The 19,083-nt window shown below is 61.8% G+C and carries 20 protein-coding genes; 4 read left to right on the forward strand and 16 right to left on the reverse strand.

Annotation, left to right across the window (positions count from 1 at the left end):
* Positions 1-272 precede the first annotated feature (272 nt).
* From msrQ to mrcB, 10 genes are all read right to left on the reverse strand, one after another.
* Positions 273-881 (reverse strand): protein-methionine-sulfoxide reductase heme-binding subunit MsrQ, encoded by a 609-nt coding sequence (gene msrQ / locus ACIQUF_RS21795; RefSeq protein WP_403135345.1) that lies wholly within the window; start codon positions 879-881, stop codon positions 273-275.
* Positions 881-1,894: a protein-methionine-sulfoxide reductase catalytic subunit MsrP gene (msrP, locus tag ACIQUF_RS21800; RefSeq protein ID WP_403135347.1), complete on the reverse strand. Its 1,014-nt coding sequence runs from the start codon at positions 1,892-1,894 to the stop codon at positions 881-883. Before msrP ends, msrQ begins: the two co-directional genes overlap by 1 nt.
* Positions 1,895-1,972: 78 nt before the next feature.
* Positions 1,973-2,824, reverse strand: coding sequence for a CDP-diacylglycerol--serine O-phosphatidyltransferase (gene pssA, locus ACIQUF_RS21805; protein ID WP_400798398.1), 852 nt, complete (start codon positions 2,822-2,824; stop codon positions 1,973-1,975).
* Between the two features lie 149 nt (positions 2,825-2,973).
* Entirely contained in the window at positions 2,974-3,990 is a 1,017-nt protein-coding gene (gene ilvC / locus ACIQUF_RS21810; protein ID WP_012312686.1) for a ketol-acid reductoisomerase, read from the reverse strand.
* Between the two features lie 55 nt (positions 3,991-4,045).
* Positions 4,046-4,537, reverse strand: coding sequence for an acetolactate synthase small subunit (ilvN, locus tag ACIQUF_RS21815; RefSeq protein WP_003250040.1), 492 nt, complete (start codon positions 4,535-4,537; stop codon positions 4,046-4,048).
* Position 4,538: 1 nt separating this feature from the next.
* Positions 4,539-6,263, reverse strand: coding sequence for an acetolactate synthase 3 large subunit (locus ACIQUF_RS21820; RefSeq protein WP_403135352.1), 1,725 nt, complete (start codon positions 6,261-6,263; stop codon positions 4,539-4,541).
* 194 nt (positions 6,264-6,457) lie between these two features.
* On the reverse strand, positions 6,458-6,625 hold the full coding sequence (locus ACIQUF_RS21825; RefSeq protein ID WP_403135353.1) for a hypothetical protein: 168 nt from the start codon (positions 6,623-6,625) through the stop codon (positions 6,458-6,460).
* 46 nt (positions 6,626-6,671) lie between these two features.
* Complete coding sequence (locus ACIQUF_RS21830; RefSeq protein WP_403135355.1) at positions 6,672-7,004, reverse strand: YqcC family protein; 333 nt, start codon at positions 7,002-7,004, stop codon at positions 6,672-6,674.
* Entirely contained in the window at positions 7,004-7,792 is a 789-nt protein-coding gene (locus ACIQUF_RS21835; RefSeq protein WP_403135357.1) for a tetratricopeptide repeat protein, read from the reverse strand. Before ACIQUF_RS21835 ends, ACIQUF_RS21830 begins: the two co-directional genes overlap by 1 nt.
* 15 nt (positions 7,793-7,807) lie before the next feature.
* Positions 7,808-10,129: a penicillin-binding protein 1B gene (gene mrcB, locus ACIQUF_RS21840; protein WP_400798410.1), complete on the reverse strand. Its 2,322-nt coding sequence runs from the start codon at positions 10,127-10,129 to the stop codon at positions 7,808-7,810.
* A gap of 117 nt (positions 10,130-10,246) precedes the next feature.
* Here mrcB and ACIQUF_RS21845 point away from each other — a divergent pair, with 117 nt between their 5' ends.
* Together ACIQUF_RS21845 and ACIQUF_RS21850 are read left to right on the forward strand one after the other, a co-directional pair.
* Positions 10,247-11,809, forward strand: a complete 1,563-nt coding sequence (locus ACIQUF_RS21845) for an AAA family ATPase (RefSeq protein WP_403135359.1) — start codon at positions 10,247-10,249, stop codon at positions 11,807-11,809.
* 175 nt (positions 11,810-11,984) lie between these two features.
* Positions 11,985-12,263 (forward strand): TfoX/Sxy family protein, encoded by a 279-nt coding sequence (locus ACIQUF_RS21850; protein WP_400798416.1) that lies wholly within the window; start codon positions 11,985-11,987, stop codon positions 12,261-12,263.
* A 182-nt stretch (positions 12,264-12,445) separates the two neighbouring features.
* Here ACIQUF_RS21850 and ACIQUF_RS21855 read toward each other — a convergent pair whose 3' ends face one another.
* Genes ACIQUF_RS21855 through ACIQUF_RS21870 form a run of 4 tightly spaced genes read right to left on the reverse strand, consistent with a single transcriptional unit; the run spans position 12,446 to position 16,022 of the window.
* On the reverse strand, positions 12,446-13,327 hold the full coding sequence (locus ACIQUF_RS21855; protein ID WP_403135360.1) for a ChaN family lipoprotein: 882 nt from the start codon (positions 13,325-13,327) through the stop codon (positions 12,446-12,448).
* Positions 13,328-13,336: 9 nt separating this feature from the next.
* Positions 13,337-14,104 (reverse strand): heme ABC transporter ATP-binding protein, encoded by a 768-nt coding sequence (locus ACIQUF_RS21860; protein WP_403135363.1) that lies wholly within the window; start codon positions 14,102-14,104, stop codon positions 13,337-13,339.
* Positions 14,104-15,141, reverse strand: a complete 1,038-nt coding sequence (locus ACIQUF_RS21865) for a FecCD family ABC transporter permease (protein WP_403135365.1) — start codon at positions 15,139-15,141, stop codon at positions 14,104-14,106. The genes ACIQUF_RS21860 and ACIQUF_RS21865 overlap by 1 nt, the downstream gene beginning before the upstream one ends.
* Positions 15,138-16,022 carry a hemin ABC transporter substrate-binding protein gene (locus ACIQUF_RS21870; RefSeq protein ID WP_403135368.1) on the reverse strand — a complete coding sequence of 295 codons (885 nt, stop codon included), beginning with the start codon at positions 16,020-16,022 and terminating at the stop codon, positions 15,138-15,140. Before ACIQUF_RS21870 ends, ACIQUF_RS21865 begins: the two co-directional genes overlap by 4 nt.
* A gap of 149 nt (positions 16,023-16,171) precedes the next feature.
* Here ACIQUF_RS21870 and ACIQUF_RS21875 point away from each other — a divergent pair, with 149 nt between their 5' ends.
* Positions 16,172-16,489 (forward strand): Rieske (2Fe-2S) protein, encoded by a 318-nt coding sequence (locus ACIQUF_RS21875; protein ID WP_403135370.1) that lies wholly within the window; start codon positions 16,172-16,174, stop codon positions 16,487-16,489.
* On the opposite strand, the gene sfsA is transcribed toward ACIQUF_RS21875, so the two are convergent.
* Together sfsA and ACIQUF_RS21885 are read right to left on the reverse strand one after the other, a co-directional pair.
* Positions 16,479-17,189, reverse strand: coding sequence for a DNA/RNA nuclease SfsA (sfsA, locus tag ACIQUF_RS21880; RefSeq protein ID WP_403135371.1), 711 nt, complete (start codon positions 17,187-17,189; stop codon positions 16,479-16,481). The genes ACIQUF_RS21875 and sfsA overlap by 11 nt on opposite strands.
* 3 nt (positions 17,190-17,192) lie before the next feature.
* Complete coding sequence (locus tag ACIQUF_RS21885; protein ID WP_403135373.1) at positions 17,193-18,365, reverse strand: pyridoxal phosphate-dependent aminotransferase; 1,173 nt, start codon at positions 18,363-18,365, stop codon at positions 17,193-17,195.
* Between the two features lie 211 nt (positions 18,366-18,576).
* Between ACIQUF_RS21885 and dksA the strand changes: the two genes are divergently transcribed.
* Positions 18,577-19,023: an RNA polymerase-binding protein DksA gene (gene dksA / locus ACIQUF_RS21890; RefSeq protein WP_054892595.1), complete on the forward strand. Its 447-nt coding sequence runs from the start codon at positions 18,577-18,579 to the stop codon at positions 19,021-19,023.
* Positions 19,024-19,083 lie beyond the last annotated feature (60 nt).

Raw genomic sequence — 19,083 nt, forward strand, 5'->3', positions numbered from 1 at the left:
AAGCGTTTATTTTGAAGTTTTTTGCGAGAAACTCGTTTAGCTTCAAACACTTGGCTCGCTGCGATCTCTCGTAGCGGGAGGCGAATTCTACAGCGCTTAGAAGCGCTGTCAACCACCTTCAACCGCTTGCGATCATTCGATCGTAGCCCTTCCAGCACCTTCCGAACTACTTAACTCATTGAATCTCAAGGAGTTTGTTGTTCCGATGTCGCTGGAAGTGGGCGCATTATAAGGGGATTCGAAAGTGCGTCAACCTTTATTTCAAGAATATTTCAAATCGCCCTACCCCGCCCGATTACTCGGGGTACACGCTTGGCGACGGCGGGAATCCGCAACCCCATCAGGACGGAACCAATAGCGGCATAGATCGCCCACTCGCGCAGGTCTGAACGAACGATCCAGAGGAAGTGCAGCAGACCTAAACCAAGAATCACATACACCAGCTTATGCAGCTTCTTCCAGCGCGCCCCCAAGCGGCGCTGACTGTAACGATTGGAGGTCACCGCCAACGCCAGTAAGCCAAGGAAACCTAATGCACCCACAATAATGTACGGCCGCTTGCGCAGCTCGACAGCGAATTGCCCCCAGTCCAGCCCCAGGATGAAGAACAGGTAGCAAAGGATGTGCAGCACTATATAAGCAAAGCACCACAACCCCAGTTGCCGACGCACCACGATCCAGCCCGACCACCCCGACAGCTTTTGCAGCGGAGTCATGCTTAACGTGACTAAAAGGAAGGTCAACGCGCCCAGGCCCAATCGATCCATCAGGATCTTCCCTGGGTCCGGCCCTAGCAGGCTCATCGCCGCCTCATATAGCCACCAGAGCGGAAACAGACAGCCCACGATAAAAATAGCCAAACGCAGCCAGGGATAACGCATCAGTAGTTCTTCCGGAGATCGAGACCGGCGTACAGCGACGCCACTTCATCAGCGTAGCCATTGAACATCTGTGTCTGCCGCACATTCGGACTGAACAGGCCGCTAGGCAATCGCCGCTCACGCGCCTGAGTCCAGCGCGGGTGGTCGACCTCAGGGTTTACGTTGGCATAGAAGCCATATTCATCGGGAGCCAGGCTCTGCCATGTAGTGCGCGGCTGCTCGGCGACCAGGCTGATCCGCACGATCGACTTGATGCTCTTGAACCCGTACTTCCACGGAACCACTAGGCGCAGTGGCGCACCGTTTTGATTGGGCAGTTCGCGCCCATACATGCCGACTGCAAGGATGGCCAGCGGATTCATTGCCTCATCCAGGCGCAAGCCTTCTTCATAAGGCCATTTGATCAACGCGAAGCCCGAACGTTGGCCCGGCATGCTCTGCGGATCCTGCAGAGTCTCGAAACGCACATAGCGTGCCTTCGACGTCGGCTCGACCTGCTTGAGTATCTGAGCCAAAGGAAAACCCAGCCAAGGAATGACCATCGACCAAGCCTCGACACACCGCAGCCGGTAGATACGCTCCTCAAGTTGGAGAGGTTTGACGAAGTCCTCCAGTGCGTAGCGCCCCGGCTTGCCCACCTCGCCATCGACCACCACCGACCAGGGCTCAGTCTTCAGGCTCCCGCCATTGGCCGCCGGGTCGCCCTTGTCAGGCCCGAACTCATAGAAGTTGTTGTAGTGAGTGGCATCCTTGAACGGCGTGATCGCCTCGTCCTTGACCGTAACTGCCTGCCAACGCGTTCCGGCGAGCTTGTCGCTGAACCAGGCAGGCGCAGCGCCCGCCTCGACACCTGCGTAACGCGATGCCTCGGCCGCTCGCGCGGCAAGCGGCACCGCGCCCAGGGCAAGGCCGGCGAGCGACCCACCCAGCAGGGTGCGACGGGAAAGATAGATACCTTCGGGGGTGATCTCCGATGCCTTGCAGTCGGAAGACCGGGGAAGCTTGATGAGCATGGCGGCTCCATAGCACTGGATAACGGATGTACCAGTAAGACTATGGAGCCTGAGGGTTATTCCAGCATTAAATCATTGTCACGCTTTACGGCGACGACCGCGCAACAGGTACTGGATCGGCCCGGATGCCGCGTAGGCAAGGAAGATCAGCAGCAGGATGCGTGGCGGGTCGCTGAACACCACCGCGAACACCAACACCACAGCGAGGATCGCGACAAAGGGAACACGCCCCTTGAGGTCCAGCTCCTTGAAGCTGTTGTACTTGATGTTGCTGACCATCAGCATGCCTGCTGCGGCAACCAACAGCGCCACCAGGAACGACAGCTTGGAACCCTGGATGCCATAGTCACTGAAGGCCCACACGGTACCCGCGACGACACCCGCGGCAGCTGGGCTGGCCAAGCCGATGAAGTAGCGTTTGTCGGCGGTACCGACCTGGGTGTTGAAGCGCGCCAGGCGCAATGCAGCACCGGCCACATAGATGAAGGCGACCATCCAGCCGACCTTGCCCATGTCGCCCAGCGCCCAGCCGAAGGCCAGCAAGGCCGGAGCCACACCGAAGGCGACCATGTCCGACAGCGAGTCGTACTCGGCACCGAAGGCGCTCTGGGTATTGGTCATGCGTGCCACACGGCCATCGAGGCCATCCAGCACCATGGCCACGAAGATGGCGATGGCGGCAAAGGCGAAGTACTTGCTCGCCTCGCGCGGGTCACCCGCACTCAAGGCGCTCTGCGCGCTCATCGAGTTGATGATGGAATAGAAACCGGCAAACAGGTTGGCGGTGGTAAACAGGTTGGGCAACAGGTAGATGCCGCGATGGCGCACCTTGCGCCCTTCGGCGTCATGCCCTTCTTCAACGTGCTCATCGACAGGTAGCAGGCTTTCGGCGTCGGAGGGCTTGTTCGGCTCTTCGGGACGTTCGCTCATGGAGGGTACCTTGCAACAGGATGGAAAATGGTCGAAACGGGCCTGCGAAAACGTTTCTGACGGCAGGCCACTGGTCTGCTTTATACCAGATGCTGACCGCAAGAACGAAAAAACGCGGCCGAAGCCGCGTTTTCGTCATTCGATAAGACTTAGTTCTTGGTCTTGTCGACGATTTTGTTAGCCGAGATCCACGGCATCATCGAGCGCAGTTGCTCGCCGATGACTTCGATGCCGTGAGCGGCGTTGTTGCGGCGCTTGGCAGTCATCGATGGGTAGTTGGTGGCGCCTTCGGAGATGAACATCTTCGCGTATTCGCCGTCCTGGATGCGCTTCAGAGCGTTGCGCATGGCCTTGCGGGATTCTTCGTTGATGACTTCCGGGCCGGTGACGTACTCACCGTATTCGGCGTTGTTGGAGATCGAGTAGTTCATGTTGGCGATGCCGCCTTCGTACATGAGGTCAACGATCAGCTTCAGTTCGTGCAAGCACTCGAAGTAGGCCATTTCCGGCGCGTAGCCAGCTTCGACCAGGGTTTCGAAACCGGCTTTGACCAGTTCAACGGTACCGCCGCACAGAACGGCTTGCTCACCGAACAGGTCGGTTTCGGTCTCGTCCTTGAAGGTGGTTTCGATGATGCCGGTGCGGCCGCCGCCAACGCCCGAAGCGTAGGACAGAGCAACGTTCTTGGCGTTGCCCGAGGCGTCCTGGTAGATAGCGATCAGGTCAGGGATACCACCGCCTTTGACGAACTCGGAACGCACGGTGTGGCCTGGGGCCTTCGGCGCGATCATGATCACGTCGAGGTCGGCACGTGGCACGACCTGGTTGTAGTGAATCGAGAAGCCGTGGGAGAAGGCCAGGGTAGCGCCCTTCTTGATGTTCGGCTCGATCTCGTTCTTGTACAGCGCGCCCTGGAACTCGTCCGGGGTCAGGATCATCACCAGGTCGGCCGCAGCGACAGCGGTGGCAACATCGGCAACTTTCAGGCCGTGGGCTTCTGCCTTGGCAACGGTGGCCGAACCTTTACGCAGACCGACGGTAACGTCTACACCGGAGTCCTTCAGGTTGCACGCCTGGGCGTGGCCCTGGGAACCGTAACCGATGATGGCGACTTTCTTACCCTGGATGATGGAAAGGTCGCAGTCTTTATCGTAGAAAACTTTCATGAAAATACCCCTGGTTATATCTCGGCCCCTGCGGAGCCATCGCTAATTTTTGAATTTAGATGCTGAGCACTTTGTCGCCACGGGCAATGCCGGTGACGCCGCTGCGCACGGTTTCGAGAATCGATGCAGTGCCGATGGCCTGGATGAAGCTGTCCAGTTTGTCGCTGGTACCGCTCAGCTGTACGGTGTACACGCTGGCGGTCACATCGACGATCTGGCCACGGAAGATATCCGTGGTGCGCTTGATCTCGGCACGCTGGGCACCGGTGGCCTTGACCTTGACCAGCATCAGTTCACGCTCGATGTGAGCGCTTTCCGACAGGTCGACAAGCTTGACCACTTCGACCAGCTTGTTGAGGTTCTTGGTGATCTGTTCGATCACTTCGTCATGGCCAACGGTGGTCAGCGTCAGACGCGACAGGGTCGGGTCTTCGGTCGGCGCCACGGTCAGGCTTTCAATGTTGTAGTTGCGCTGGGAGAACAGGCCGACCACGCGGGACAGAGCACCGGGTTCGTTTTCCAGCAGCAGGGAAATGATGTGCCGCATATCAGGTACGCTCCGTCTTGCTCAGCCACATGTCACGCATCGAGCCATCCTTGATCTGCATCGGATAGACGTGCTCGGTACGGTCGACCGCGATGTCGATGAACACCAGGCGGTCCTTCATCGCAAACGCTTCTTCCAGCTTCGGCTTGAGGTCCTTCAGGCTGGTGATGCGGATACCCACATGGCCATAGGCCTCGGCCAGCTTGACGAAGTCAGGCAGCGACTCGACGTAGGAATGCGAGTGACGACCGTTGTAGGCCATGTCCTGCCACTGGCGGACCATGCCCAACACACCGTTGTTCATGTTGACGATCTTCACCGGCAGGCCGTACTGCATGCAGGTGGACAGCTCCTGGATGTTCATCTGGATGCTGCCTTCGCCGGTAACGCAGGCCACGTCCTGATCCGGGAAGTTGAGCTTGATGCCCATGGCCGCCGGGAAACCGAAGCCCATGGTGCCCAGGCCACCGGAGTTGATCCAGCGGTTCGGCTTGTTGAAGCGATAGTACTGCGCCGCGAACATCTGGTGCTGACCGACGTCGGAGGTGACGAAGGCATCGCCATGGGTCACTTCGCAGAGGGTCTCGATCACGGTCTGCGGCTTGATGACACTGCCGTCGCCCTTGTTGTAGGGGAACAGGTCGCCATCGCCACGCCATTCGTCGATCTGCTTCCACCAAGCTTCGGCCGCGGCCTTGTCTGGCTGCTCGCCGATTTCCTTGAGGATGCCGAGCATCTCAGTGAGCACGCTGTCGACCGGGCCTACGATTGGCACGTCGGCTTTGATCATCTTGGAGATCGACGCCGGGTCGATGTCGATGTGGATGATCTTGGCGTTCGGGCAGAACTTGGCCGGGCCGTTGACCACACGGTCATCGAAACGCGCACCGACGGCGAAGATCACGTCGGCATTGTGCATGGCCATGTTGGCGGTGTAGCTGCCGTGCATGCCGAGCATGCCGACGAACTGGCGGTCGGTACCCGGGAAGCAACCAAGCCCCATCAGGGTATTGGTGACCGGCAGGTTCAGCGACTTGGCGATTTCGGTGAGGGCTTCGGAGCCGCCGCCGAGAATCACGCCGCCACCGGCATAGACGATCGGGCGCTTGGCCGCCAGCAGCATCTCGGCCGCCTTGCGGATTTGGCCGGAGTGGCCACGGACCGCCGGGCTGTAGGAGCGCAGCTTGACCTTTTTCGGGTAGACGTATTCGAACTTCTCGGCCGGGTTGGTCATATCTTTTGGAATGTCGACCACGACCGGGCCTGGACGGCCGGATTGCGCCAGGTAGAAGGCTTTTTTCAGAACTTCAGGGATCTCGATGGCACTCTTGATCATGAAGCTGTGCTTCACGATCGGCCGCGAGATACCGATCATGTCGGTTTCCTGGAAGGCATCGGTACCTACCATGGTGCTAGGCACCTGGCCGGACAGGATGACCATCGGAATCGAGTCCATGTAGGCGGTGGCAATACCGGTGATGGCATTGGTCGCGCCCGGGCCGGAGGTTACCAGCACCACACCGGCCTTGCCGGTGGCGCGGGCGTAGCCGTCCGCCATATGGGTTGCGGCCTGTTCGTGACGAACCAGGATGTGCTCGACTTCCGGTTCCTTGAACAGGGCGTCGTAAACATGCAGGAGAGCACCACCAGGGTACCCGTAGATGTGCTTAACGCCTTCGTCACGCAAGAAGCGGACGACCATCTCAGCGCCAGATAAAAGCTCCACGTTGTTCACCTCTAAAACGCCAGAATACCGTCCCTAGTGGACGGGTCTTAATAGGTTTACTGCCAAGCAGAGCATGAGCGAACGTCAGCACTGACTGAGCAAGTATTGGGAGCGCCCCAGAGTGTTGCGGGGTTATCCCACCCAGCGCGAGGTAACGCGTTGCGGGGTGTAACAGGTCGGCGCGGGTGTGCGCCTCATGATCTGCTTAGCGGGTCTGCTTCTGGCAGTCCCTCTACAGCGGAATCTGGATTCTTGTGATTTGGCGGCAACAAGTCAAGAAAAATTATTGCCAATTTTTCCCCAAGATGAATTCCTGCCACCACTAAAAACCCCGTCAGCAGCAGAATCAATACGTTTTTCATAAAAAAGGGCCACAATCTGCGGCCCTTGATGGAAAAAGAGAAGAAATCAGGCGGAAGGAGCGATCAATTGATCAAATGCTGCTAGCAGTCGACGCAGCTCGCGACTCTGCTCCGGCCGGTCGACGAACACGGTTTCCGCCATCACCAGAACGCCGGAGGCGTTGGGGAGTGGATGGCCCAGCTCGATGATGATCTTCATGCGAGGCAGGAAGATCCACTGCAGCCACTCCTCGAAGCTCATCGTATCGACGGCAAACGGCACGGTGCTTGCCAGCGCTTCGTCGCTTGGCGGTTCCTCCTGCCACCAGCCCTGCACGTGCAGCTCTTGCTCAATGAGCAGCAGATGATCGGCGATATCCAGAATACGTTGCTCGATCATCACGAATTGACCCGCGCCTTCTGCCGAGCCAGCGCGGCACCCGCGCTATCGCCCTGCTTTTCGCGCGCCTGGGCGATGGTGTTCCACAATTCGGCCTGCAGGTCGGGGCGACCATTGGCGTAGGTCAGGGCGCGGCGCGCCAGCTGCTCGGCCTGTGCGGCGTCTCCTTGCGACAGACGAACCTGAGCCAGGCGGAACAGCACTTGCGGCTCGCGCGGGGCGATGCGCTGGGCACGCTCCAGGCTCGATGCCGCGCCGTTGAAGTCGCCACTGCCCTGTTGCGACTGGGCGGTGGTCAGCAGCGCCAGCACCGGGCCGTCGAGCTGCTCGTCAGCCGACAGGCCGCCGGATGCCGCACCGCTGCGCGGAATGCCGGTGGGTGCGCTGGCCGCGGCCGGGGCACTGCTCATCGAAGCGATGTCGAAAGGTTCGTCGGCGATCGGGTTGGGATTGGTCGTCATCGGTGCCGAAGCGCCCGGCCCAGTCGTGATCGGTGCGGTGCTGATTGGCGCCGCGCCGTTACCCGCAGGGAAGGTCTGGATGCCCGTGGCACCCGCACCTTGCGGAATCATCACGGTCACACCGGAGTCCTCGGGCAGCGACTGCGCCTGCGAAGTGCCGTTGTTCATGCCGGCCGCCGAACGGTTGGCCGTCACGCGCTCGCTGTTGGACACGCGCGTGCTCGAATCGACCACCGGGATGTTGCCACGCTGAACGCTGGAGCAACCCTGGAGCACCACCAGTGCCGTCACGGCAGGAAACAACCACTTATTCACTTCACACCTCATCAATGCTGCCAGGGCTTAATTCATCCAGCCTTTGACCCAGTCCATGACCGATTCTGCCGGATTTTGCTCGCCGCCACAGGTTGCGCCGGCGGGCGGTTCGCTCCCGCGAATATACGGCATCTGCACCGCTCCCGGACAGCTTCCGTCGGAACCTTGCCCGCTGTATGGGTCGATCCACGCTTGCACCACATTGTCCGGTTGCGGCATGTCCAGCGGCAGCGGGTCAGCCTTCTTCATGAAGCTGGTCCACACCTGCAGGGCCCCGGTAGCACCGGTGAACGGGGTCTTGCCGTTGTCGTCACGGCCCATCCACACCACGGCCAGCAGGTCCTGGCTGAAGCCGGAGAACCAGCTGTCACGCGAATCGTTACTGGTGCCGGTCTTGCCCGCCAGGGTCAGCGAGCTGGGCAGCACGTTGTACACCGAGCGGCCGGTACCTTCGCGCATCACACGCTGCATGGCGTTCTGCACCAGGTAGATGGAGCCCGGGTCGAAGGTCTGCTGGATCTGGAAGGGGTAGCGCTTGAGCGGCTCGCCTTCGGCGGTCAGTACACTGCGGATACCGCGCATCGGCGTGTTGAAGCCGCCGTTGGCGATGGTCTGGTACATGGTCGCGACCTGCATGGGCGACATGCCACCGGCACCCAATAGCATCGCCGGGAAGGCAGGCCAGTCGACGTTCACACCCAGACGCCCGATGGTCTTGATCACGTTGGGCACGCCCACTTCCAGCCCCAGCTTGGCGGTGGAGAGGTTGTAGGAGTTCGCCAGGCCCTGGTACAGGTAAATGGTGCCATGCGGGCGACGGTCGTAGTTCTGCGGGCGCCACACTTGGCCGTTGGCACCTTTGACCGAGAACGGTTCGTCTTGCACCCAACTGGTCAGGGTGTACTTGCTCGGCTGCTCCAGCGCGGTCAGGTAAACGGCAGGTTTGACCAGCGAACCGATAGGCCGCACGGCGTCGATGGCACGGTTGAAGCCAGCGAAACCGGACTGGCGGCTGCCGATCAGCGCCTGCACCTCGCCCGTTTCCGGGTTGGTCACGACCATGGCCGATTCGACGGCATCGGAACCTTTGCGCCCTGCCAGGCGTTTGAACGTCTCGTTCATCGACGTCTCGGCCTTCATCTGCAGGATCGGGTCGAAGCTGGTGAAGATACGCAGGCCTTCTTCGGTCAAGTCTTCATCGCGGTAGTCCTGGCGCAGCTGCCGCTTGACCAGGTCGAGGAAGGCCGGGAACGAGCTATCGGCCAGGCTGCCACGCTTGGTCACGCCCAGCGGCATTTTCTTCGCCGCATCGACCGCTTCCTGGCTGGCCACGCCCTGCTCGGCCACCAGGTCCAGGACCAGGTTACGCCGCGCCAGTGCACGCTCCGGATAACGTCGCGGGTTGTAGTAGGACGGCCCTTTGACCATACCCACCAGCAAGGCGATCTGGTGCAGCTTGAGCTCCGCCAGCGGCTGGCTGAAGAAGAACTGGCTGGCCAGGCCGAAGCCATGCACCGCGCGCTGGCCATCCTGGCCGACGAACACCTCGTTGAGGTAGGCCTCGAGGATTTCGCGCTTGTCGTAATGCATCTCCAGCAGCACGGCCATCATCGCTTCGGTCGCCTTGCGGCTCAGGCTGCGCTCGCTGGTCAGGTAGAAGTTCTTCACCAACTGCTGGGTCAAGGTACTGCCGCCCTGGCGCATGGAGCCGGCTGAGGTATTGACCCACATCGCACGGGCGATGGACTTGGGCGACACACCGAAGTGGCTGTAGAAGTCGCGATCTTCCGTGGCCACCAGGGTTTCGAGCAGGTACGGCGGCACCTGGTCGATCTTGATAAGGATGCGGTCTTCGAGGTTCTTCGGGTAGATACCGCCAATCATCAACGGTTCCAGACGCACCACATCGAGCTTGCCGTTATTGGCACCGGACAGCCCCGCGACGTAATCACCAGAGAAGCGCACGCGCACGAACTGCGCAGGCTCCATGCCCTCGTAGAACTGGAAGCCGCGGGTGTTCAGGTCGACGGTATTGCCATTGACGGCCGCAGCGCCGGGGCCATTGGCCGCGCTTTCACGCCGATAGCCGAGCGCGTCGAGCTCGGTGAGGAAGTCGTTCTTGCTCAGTTTCTGGCCGACGAACAGCTCCAGTGGCCGGGCGTACACCTTGGCCGGGATGGTCCAGCGCTTGCCGGAGAATTTCTCCTGAACGATGGCATCGAGGTAAACCGCGAAGCCGGCGACGATCACCAAACCGACCAGGCTGAGCTTCAAGGCCCAGCCCAGCCAGGCGCGCGAGCGGCCGGTCGGGCGTTTCTGAGGGGTACGGGAATTTCGGGTTCGAGTCATGGCGGCGGATTATACGCACTTTATAAAGGCTGGGCAGGCGCCCTCTGGCGGTAGGCAGGGGCGGCACCATTGACCATAATGTCGCCTTCGAATTCCCTGCCCCCGGAAGGATTTCCCGTGAGCCAAGCCTTGATCACAGCATTGCAGAACCCTGCCCTCTACCCTCACCCCGTGGACGGGTTCCAGCTCATCGAGACGCACATCTCCTGGGTTCTGCTCACCGGCGAGTACGCCTACAAGATCAAGAAGCCGATGAACTTCGGCTTCCTCGACTTCACTGGCCTGGACCAGCGCCAGCATTTCTGTAACGAAGAATTGCGCCTGAACCAACGCCTGACCGAAGGCCTGTACCTCGATGTTTTGCCGATCACCGGCAGCGCCGAAGCCCCGCAGATTGGCGGTGAAGGCGTGGCGATCGAGTATGCGCTGAAGATGCGCCAGTTCCCCCAGGGGCAAATGCTCAACACTCTGCAGGCCAATGGCGAACTGAACGCTGGCCATATCGATCAGCTGGCCAAGCAGATCGCCGAGTTCCACCTGCAGACCCCGGTAGTGCCTGCCGATCAGCCGTTCGGCTCACCAGACAGCGTCATGGCGCCGGTCGAGCAGAACTTCGAGCAGATTCGCCCGTTCCTCACCGACAAGGCCGACCTGCAGCAGCTGGACAACCTGCAGGCATGGGCGCGCAGCAGCTTCGAGCGCCTTGAAGGCCTGTTCGCCGCGCGCAAAGCCAATGGCTTCATCCGTGAATGCCATGGCGACATCCATCTGGGCAATGCCACGGTGATCGATGGCCAGGTCGTGATCTTCGACTGCATCGAATTCAACGAACCGTTCCGCAAGACCGACGTCTGGGCCGACACCGGCTTCCTCGCCATGGACCTCGAAGACCGCGGCCTCAAGTGCCTGGCACGTCGCTTCGTCAGCCAATACCTGGAGCTGACCGGTGACTATGAAGGCCTGGAAGTGCTGAACTTCTACAAGGCCTACCGTGCCCTGGTCCGCGCCAAGATCGCACTGTTCAGCATGCCTGCCAATGCCGACGGCGTGCAGCGCGCCACCAGCCTGCGCACCTATCGCAATTACGCCAACCTGGCCGAAAGTTACAGCGCTATCCCTTCGCGCCTGCTGGCCATCACCCATGGAGTTTCGGCCGTGGGCAAGAGCCATGTGGCCATGCGTTTGGTCGAAGCACTGGGCGCCATTCGCGTACGCTCGGACGTGGAGCGCAAGCGCCTGTTCGGTGAGCAGCAGCAAGCCCAAGCTGGCCAGTTGCAAGCCGGCATCTACGGCGAAGACGCCAGCGCCGCCACCTACCAGCGCCTGCACCAGTTGGCCGCGACCATCCTGCGCGCAGGCTTCCCCGTGGTGCTCGATGCCACTTACCTCAAGCGCGAACAGCGCAAAGCCGCAGCCCAGGTCGCCAGCGAGACCGGCGTGCCGTTCCTGATCCTCGATTGCCAGGCACCAGAAGCGGTTATTGCCAGCTGGCTGGAGCAGCGCCAGGCAGAAAACACCGACCCGTCGGACGCCACCCTGGAAGTGGTCAAGGCACAGCAAGCCAGCCGTGAGCGGCTCGACGAGATGGAGCAGCAGCAGAGCACGCGTGTCGATACCCAGGACGCCGGCAGCATGGACAAAGTGATCGATCAGATCCGTCAGCGCCTGCCAGGCCTGTAAGCTCCACTAAAATTCGGGGCGGCGCTCGGCCGCTCCGAACCCACTCCCCCGCAAACAGGGCATCTCGTCGCCGCCGATGGCAAAAGGCCGCGCATTTTCCAACCCCCGCTACACTCCTTTCTGACCTGCTCGCGATTTAACTCCAAGACCCGTTCAGCCATCGCAAGGAGGCTCGATGAACGATGAATTGCAGCATCTGAAGAATCTTGGCAAGACCTCTGCGCAGTGGTTGCATGCGGCCGGTATCCACAGTGCATCGGATTTGCGTCGGCTCGGCGCGGTGGGTGCCTACCAGGCCGTGAAAACACGAGGATTCCGGGCATCGAAGGTGTTGCTGTACGCCATTGAAGGCGCGCTACTGGACATGCACTGGAACGATTTGCCGGCCGAGCGCAAAGAAGCGCTCAATCAACAACTGGACGCAAAATGCCCAGCGCAAAAAAATATGAAATAAATCCGAATAGGGGATTGACGACGAAATGAGAATCGTTATGATTATCACAACTGGTCGCGAGACTGGTTGGATAACCTGAAAGCCCCTGGTTCGGACTCTCAGATTATCTCCTCATCAGGCTAATCACGGTTATTGACCCGGCAGTTTTGCCGGGTCTTTTTTCCCTGAAATTCGGTAGTAGGTTATTTGCGCAACTGCGCGCAGTAATCCTGCTCCGGTGTCGCTGCCGTGTACCACACGTAGTCGGCCATACCCGCCTCGACTTGCTCACCCACCTCGGCCAGCAACAACACTTTGCTCTGCCCTTTCGCACCCAGATCAGCCAGATGCAATGGCACGCCCAAATCCTTGCGTGCGTGGTACGCGCCGGTCAACAACAATGCCGGCTGAGGCGCTGCCAACAACCGCTCGGCGATACGCCGATCACGCTGCTGCTGCACAGCCAGCATGGCCGGTAGTTGGCTTTCCGGCAGCAGATTGCAATGGCCGGCCCGCACGTGTTCGAGCAGTGCCGCCTTTACCGCAGGCGCATTGGATTGCGCCCCCGACAAGGGTGTCGGCTGCCGATAGGCTTGGCGCATCTCGCTCAGCGACAGGTTGGCCGCCAGCAGTGGAATGTGGGTAGCCAATGCTTCGCGCACGATCGGCCCATACAGCTGCCAGTCCCAGCCCTCCTGCCACGCCAGTGCCTTGGGCAAATCCTCCGGCAACTGGGCCTGGGCCTGGAGCGCGTCGACCTGGGGTTGCTGCTCAGGTTGCAGCATCTCCAGCAGCAGACTCCCCTGGGGGCGCTCGGCCTGCAAGGCGCGCATCAACCAGAGTTGCAGGGCGTGATGGTCGGGGTTGTCATGTTTTTCACCCACCAGCACGCGCGGTACGCCCGCCAATTGCCTGACCATCTGTCCGGGGCTGATGACTTGGCCGCTGGCCAGATCGTGGATTTGCCCCAGTTGGGCGCTGTCGCGCCCCTCACTGCTCTGCCAGGCCGGCAACGGCGGCAAGCTGGCCTGGCAGCCCGCCAATACCAGGCACAACACGAGACCAGACAGCAATGGAGCGCGCATCGACACCTCCTAACGCGTGATGATCAGCGGATGGCCACGCTCCGGGTGAGCCTGAACCAGCACATCGATGCCAAAAACGGCCTTCAATGCCTCGGGCGTCAGTACCTGCTGAGGTGAGGCCTGAGCGTGGCAGCGGCCCTGTTCGAGCAACAGGATACGATCACAGTAGCGCGCCGCCAGGTTCAGGTCATGCAGGATCACCAACACCGCCGCCCCCCGATCGGCAAAGCTGCGCACGGCCTGCAGCGTGGTGTGCTGGTGCAACGGGTCGAGCATCGAGGTTGGCTCGTCGAGCAGCAGGGTCGTGCCCTCCTCGCCCGGCCATAGCTGAGCCAGCACCCGCGCCAGGTGAACCCGTTGCCGCTCACCGCCCGACAGCGCCAGGTAACTGCGCCCCAACAGGTGCCAGGCATCCGCTGCACGCAGTGCCTGCTCGACGATCTCGGTGTCACGCACCTGGCCGCTGTCGTGCGGCATGCGCCCCATGCCCACCACCTCCTCGACCCGGAACGAAAAGCCCAGGCTGGATATCTGCGGCAACACCGCCAGGCGCCTGGCCCGTTCCGGCCCGGCCCAGTCGGCCAACGGCCGGTCCCGCAGCGTCACCCGCCCCTGGCTGGGCGCCAGCTCGCCACACAGCACGCCCAGCAGGCTGCTCTTGCCCGCTCCGTTCGGGCCTAGCACACCGATGACCTGGCCAGGGTGTAACTGCAGGTGGATGTCATGCAGTACTTCATTGCTTCCGCGCCGCAGGTGCAGGCCCTCGACTTGCAACATCAGCTGCGCCCTCGAATCAGCAAAACCAGAAAGAACGGAGCGCCGATAAAGGCCGTAACAATGCCGATTGGCAACTCGGCAGGCGCCAGCGCCAACCGCGCCACGAGGTCGGCGAGCAGCATCAGCACGCCGCCGGCCAGCAGCGATGCGGGCAACACCACGCGGTGATCAGGCCCGGCCAGCAAGCGCACCAGGTGCGGCACCACCAGGCCGATGAAGCCGATCAACCCAGCCGCCGCCACCGCCGCCCCCACGCCCAACGCCGTGCAGAACACCAGTTCGCGCTTGAGCCGCTCCACTTCGATGCCCAGGTGCCGCGCCTCGGACTCTCCCAGCAGCAAGGCATTCAGTGCGCGCGCACGGCGCGGCAACCAGAGCGCTACCCCCGTGGCAATGAGCAGCAACGGCCACAACCGGTCGTAGCTGGCACCGTTGAGGCTGCCCAGGTTCCAGAATGTCAGCGTGCGCAAGGTGGCGTCATCAGCCAGGTAGGAAAACAGGCCCACCGCAGCGCCGCCCAACGCCGTCATTGCCACGCCAGCCAGCAACATCGTGGCGACATTGGTCTGCCCGTCGCGCCGCCCCAGGCGATAGACCAGCGCGGTCACCCCAAGGCCACCGACAAAGGCGCACAGTGACAACAGATAGGGCGCATACGCCTCAGGCATCCCGCCAAACCAGCTGCCGCCAACGATGGCGACTGCGGCACCCATTGCCGCCCCGGCGGACACACCCACCAGCCCCGGATCCGCCAGCGGGTTGCGAAACAGCCCCTGCATGGCCACGCCGGAAAGCGCCAGCACCGCGCCAACCGCCAACCCCAGCAATGTGCGCGGCAAGCGAATCTGGCCCAGGATCATTTCGGCTTGCTGCAGGTCATCACCGGCAATGGGCAGCCCCACTAGCCGAATCCCGGCGCGCAAGGTATCGAACAGCGGTAGGCTGACAGGCCCCAGGGCCAATGACAGCCATACCGCCAATAGGCACAACAGACTAAGACAGACGATCAGTGTTCGTGGCTGGACGCGCTGCTTCATTGCGTGAGGCTTACCTTGGCCGCCGGGTAGAACGCTGCCGCCAGGTCCTGCAGGGCGACCGGCAAGCGCGGGCCCAGGCCGCCGACCAGCAGGGTCGGGTCAAGTGAAACCAGGCGCTTGTCACGTACTGCACGCGAAGCGGTCAGGGCCGGGTTTTCCTTGAGCAGTGCCTGCAGGGCCTGGTCACCGACCAGGGCGCGGTCGGAGAACACCACCACATCCGGATCCAGCGCCGCCAGCGCCTCATTGGAGAAGTTCTTGTAGCCCTGGTGCTCGGCCAGGTTGCGCGCCCCGGCTTGACGCAACAGCCAGTCACCCGCGGTGCCCTGGCCGGCAATCAGCGGCTTGGCCCCCGCATGCCCGACCAGCAGCAACACCCCTGGCGCCTTGTGGCTGGCCTGGGCTTGCTTGACCTGAACCTGCAGTGCTTCGAGCTGCTGATGATATTCCGCAGCCAGCTCTGCAGCCTTCTGCTCGCTACCCAACAACGCCCCCAACTGCTTGAGGTTGGCATCGACGGCAGCCAGTTCAGCCTTGCTGGAGAACAGTTCGACCCGAACGCCGGCTTTACGAATCTGCGCCAGCACCGGTGGCGGGCCCATTTCTTCAGTGCCCACCAGCACATCCGGGCGCAGGCTGAGAATGCCCTCGGCCGACAACTGGCGCTGATAGCCGATGCTTGGCAGGGCCTTCAGCGACTCGGGATGCTGGCTGGTCGTGTCGACCCCCACCAGGCGTGGTTCACCACCCAGTGCGCTGATCCACTCGCTCAACGCGCCGCCAGCGCTGACCCAGCGTTGCGGCAGGTCGTCGGCCAGGGCCTGGGTGGAAGCAACGAGGGCTGCGCACAAGGCGAGCAAGGCAGCAGGACGACGCATCATCGGATTCCTTCTGAAGGCAGGCCCCACGCCTTGTGGCGAGCGGCGGAACTGCGCACCATAGACGGCCGGGCGCAGCGAATGCGGGCAATTTGATAATTATTCGCATTGAAGCGTCAAGCCATCACTTTGTTTCACGAGTCGTCCCTGCAATGCACTTTCTTTGTACTTCCGCAGCACTGGCCGAGGGCCAAAGCCGCGCCTTCAGCGTAGCCGGCATCGAATTGTTCGGCGTGCGTCGCCAGGGCCTGGTGCACCTGTACCACAACCGCTGCCCGCACCGGGGCATCCCGTTGAACTGGCAGGCGGACGCATTTCTCGACGACAGCGCCAGCCTGATCCACTGTGCCCACCACGGTGCGCTGTTCCTGATCGAAAGCGGCGAGTGCGTGGCCGGCCCCTGCGAGGGTGACGCGTTGCAGGCCCTTGGCTGCCTGGAAGACAGCCAGGGCATTTGGCTCAAGGATTGAGCAGTACCGGTAACGGACGCTCGATGACGATCTGCTCGGCATCCAGCCGGGCGCCATAGGCCAATACCTCCACCCCATCTGCCACTGCGGCACGCAGGGCCTGGGCGTAGGCCGCATCGATTTCATCGGCCGGGCGCACGGCTTCGATGCCGGTGAGGTTCACGCAGTACAGCTGTACAGCGCGAATACCCTGTCGGGCCAAGGTCGCCAACTCCCGCAAGTGTTTGGCACCGCGCTGGGTAACGGCATCCGGGAAGGCAGCCACGGCCGTATCCGGATACCCCAGGGTGACGCTCTTGACCTCGACATAGGCCGGTCCGTCAGCGAACTCCAGGCGAAAATCCACGCGGCTGCCCTCTTCGCCATAGGCCACCTCGCGTTTGAGCGTCGTAAAGCCGGCCAATTCGCGGATCACCCCGGCGCGCAGCGCTTCTTCGACCAGCGCATTGGCCCGCCCGGTGTTGACACACGCCAGGCGCCCTTGCGGCGTCTCACTGATTTCCCAGGTGCCCGGCAGCTTGCGCTTGGGGTCGTTGGAGCGGCTGAACCAGACCTGCCCGCCGTCGCGCATGCAATTGAGCATGGAGCCCGTGTTGGGGCAGTGGATAGTCAGTTGCTCGCCGCTGGTCAGTTCGATGTCTGCCAGGAAGCGTTTGTAGCGGCGCAGCAGGCGCCCCTGTTCGAGTAATGGAAAGAACATCACCTACCCCTGCCAGGTCCGCAGGCCACGGGCGATGCGTTGCACCGCCTCCTCCAGGCGCGGCAGGCTCTGGGTGTAGGCAAACCGTACGTGATGACCGGCCAGGTAGCGGCCGAAATCCAGGCCCGGGGTGAAGGCCAGGTGCTCGGTTTCCAGGAAGTGCCGGCAGAAAGCGAAGGCATCACCGCCAAAGGCGCTGATGTCGGCATATAGATAGAACGCGCCTTGAGGTTCCACGGCGATGCGGAAGCCCAACTCGCGCAGTGCGGGCAGCAGATAGTCACGGCGACGGGCGAACTCGGCGCGGCGTGCTTCGAAAATCGCCAGGGTTTCAGGCTGGAAGCAGGCCAGCGCGGCGTGCTGGGCCATGCTAGGGGCGCTGATGTATAGGTTCTGCGCCAACTTTTCCAGATCAGCGACGGCATCAGGCGGGGCGACCAACCAGCCAAGGCGCCAACCGGTCATGCCGAAATACTTGGAAAAACTATTCAGGACGAACGCCGAGTCGTCCACTTCCAGGACACTGGGGGCATCCATGCCATAGGTCAGCCCGTGGTAGATCTCATCCACCACCAAGTGGCCATTGTGTGCGCGGGTCGCCTTGGACAGGTTGGCAAGCTCATCGCGATCGAGCACCGTGCCGGTCGGGTTGGCCGGCGAAGCCACTAGAGCACCGACGGTGTCCTGGTCCCAGTGACGGCCGACCAGCTCGGCGGTCAGTTGGTAGTTCACTTCAGGCCCCACCGGCACCAGCTGCGCACCGCCCTCGACCAGGCGCAGGAAGTGGCGGTTGCACGGGTATCCCGGATCCGCCAGCAGCCAGTGCTTGCCTGGGTCAACCAGCAGACTACTGGCCAGCAACAGCGCGCCAGAGCCGCCGGGGGTGATCAGGATGCGTTCCGGGTCGACCGCAACGCCGTAGCGCTGATCATAAAAGCCCGCGATTGCTTCACGCAGCGCCGGCAGGCCGCGTGCCGCCGTGTAACGGGTATGCCCGGCAGCCAGCGCGGCCTGGCCGGCCTCGACGATCGGCGCTGCGGTGGTGAAGTCCGGCTCGCCGATTTCAAGGTGGATCACATCGTGCCCGGCCGCCTGCAGCTCGTTGGCCCGCGCAAGCAACGCCATGACGTGGAAGGGTTCGATGGCGCGGCTGCGCGCACTGTAGGACTGAGCCATGGGCCTTCTCTCAATTGGGTCTAAACTGGTGATTCTACCGCTGCAACCGACCGAACGTGTGGCCAGGGCCGCTGTCAATACGGAGGATTGGACGGGCTAGCGCACCCCCGATCTATCTGGTAAGTTCGGCGGCTCGCAGTCGCAGGGCCGGCGGTCGCCGGAGATGGAGCATCCTGCGCATTGGATCAGATGAGTGAGAGGCGGTCTATTCATGTCCACCGTAGAAAAGCAAAAAACCAACCAGACCATGTACGGTGTAGAGCCCTATAAAGAGACCAAGGGCGAAGAGTACATGGGTGAGCCCATGCGCAAGCATTTCACCAAACTTCTGGGCGCCTGGAAGCTTGAGCTGATGACGAGCGTGGACCAGACCGTGACGCATATGAAGGACGAAGCGGCCAACTTCCCCGACCCGGCCGACCGTGCCAGCCAGGAAGAAGAATTCGCCCTGGAACTGCGCAACCGCGATCGCGAGCGCAAGCTGATCAAGAAGATCGACAAGACCCTGCAGAAGATCCAGGACGAAGAGTACGGCTGGTGCGACTCCTGTGGCATCGAAATCGGCCTGCGTCGCCTGGAAGCCCGTCCCACTGCGGACCTGTGCTTCGACTGCAAGGAAATCGCGGAGAAAAAGGAAAAGACAGTCGGCAAAGGCTGAGTCTTCTTCCCATCCGAACGGGGCGCATCAGGCGCCCCGTTTCATTTTCAGACGTACCCA

It is taken from the genome of Pseudomonas sp. NPDC090233 (genome assembly GCF_044772285.1).
Classification (GTDB): domain Bacteria; phylum Pseudomonadota; class Gammaproteobacteria; order Pseudomonadales; family Pseudomonadaceae; genus Aquipseudomonas.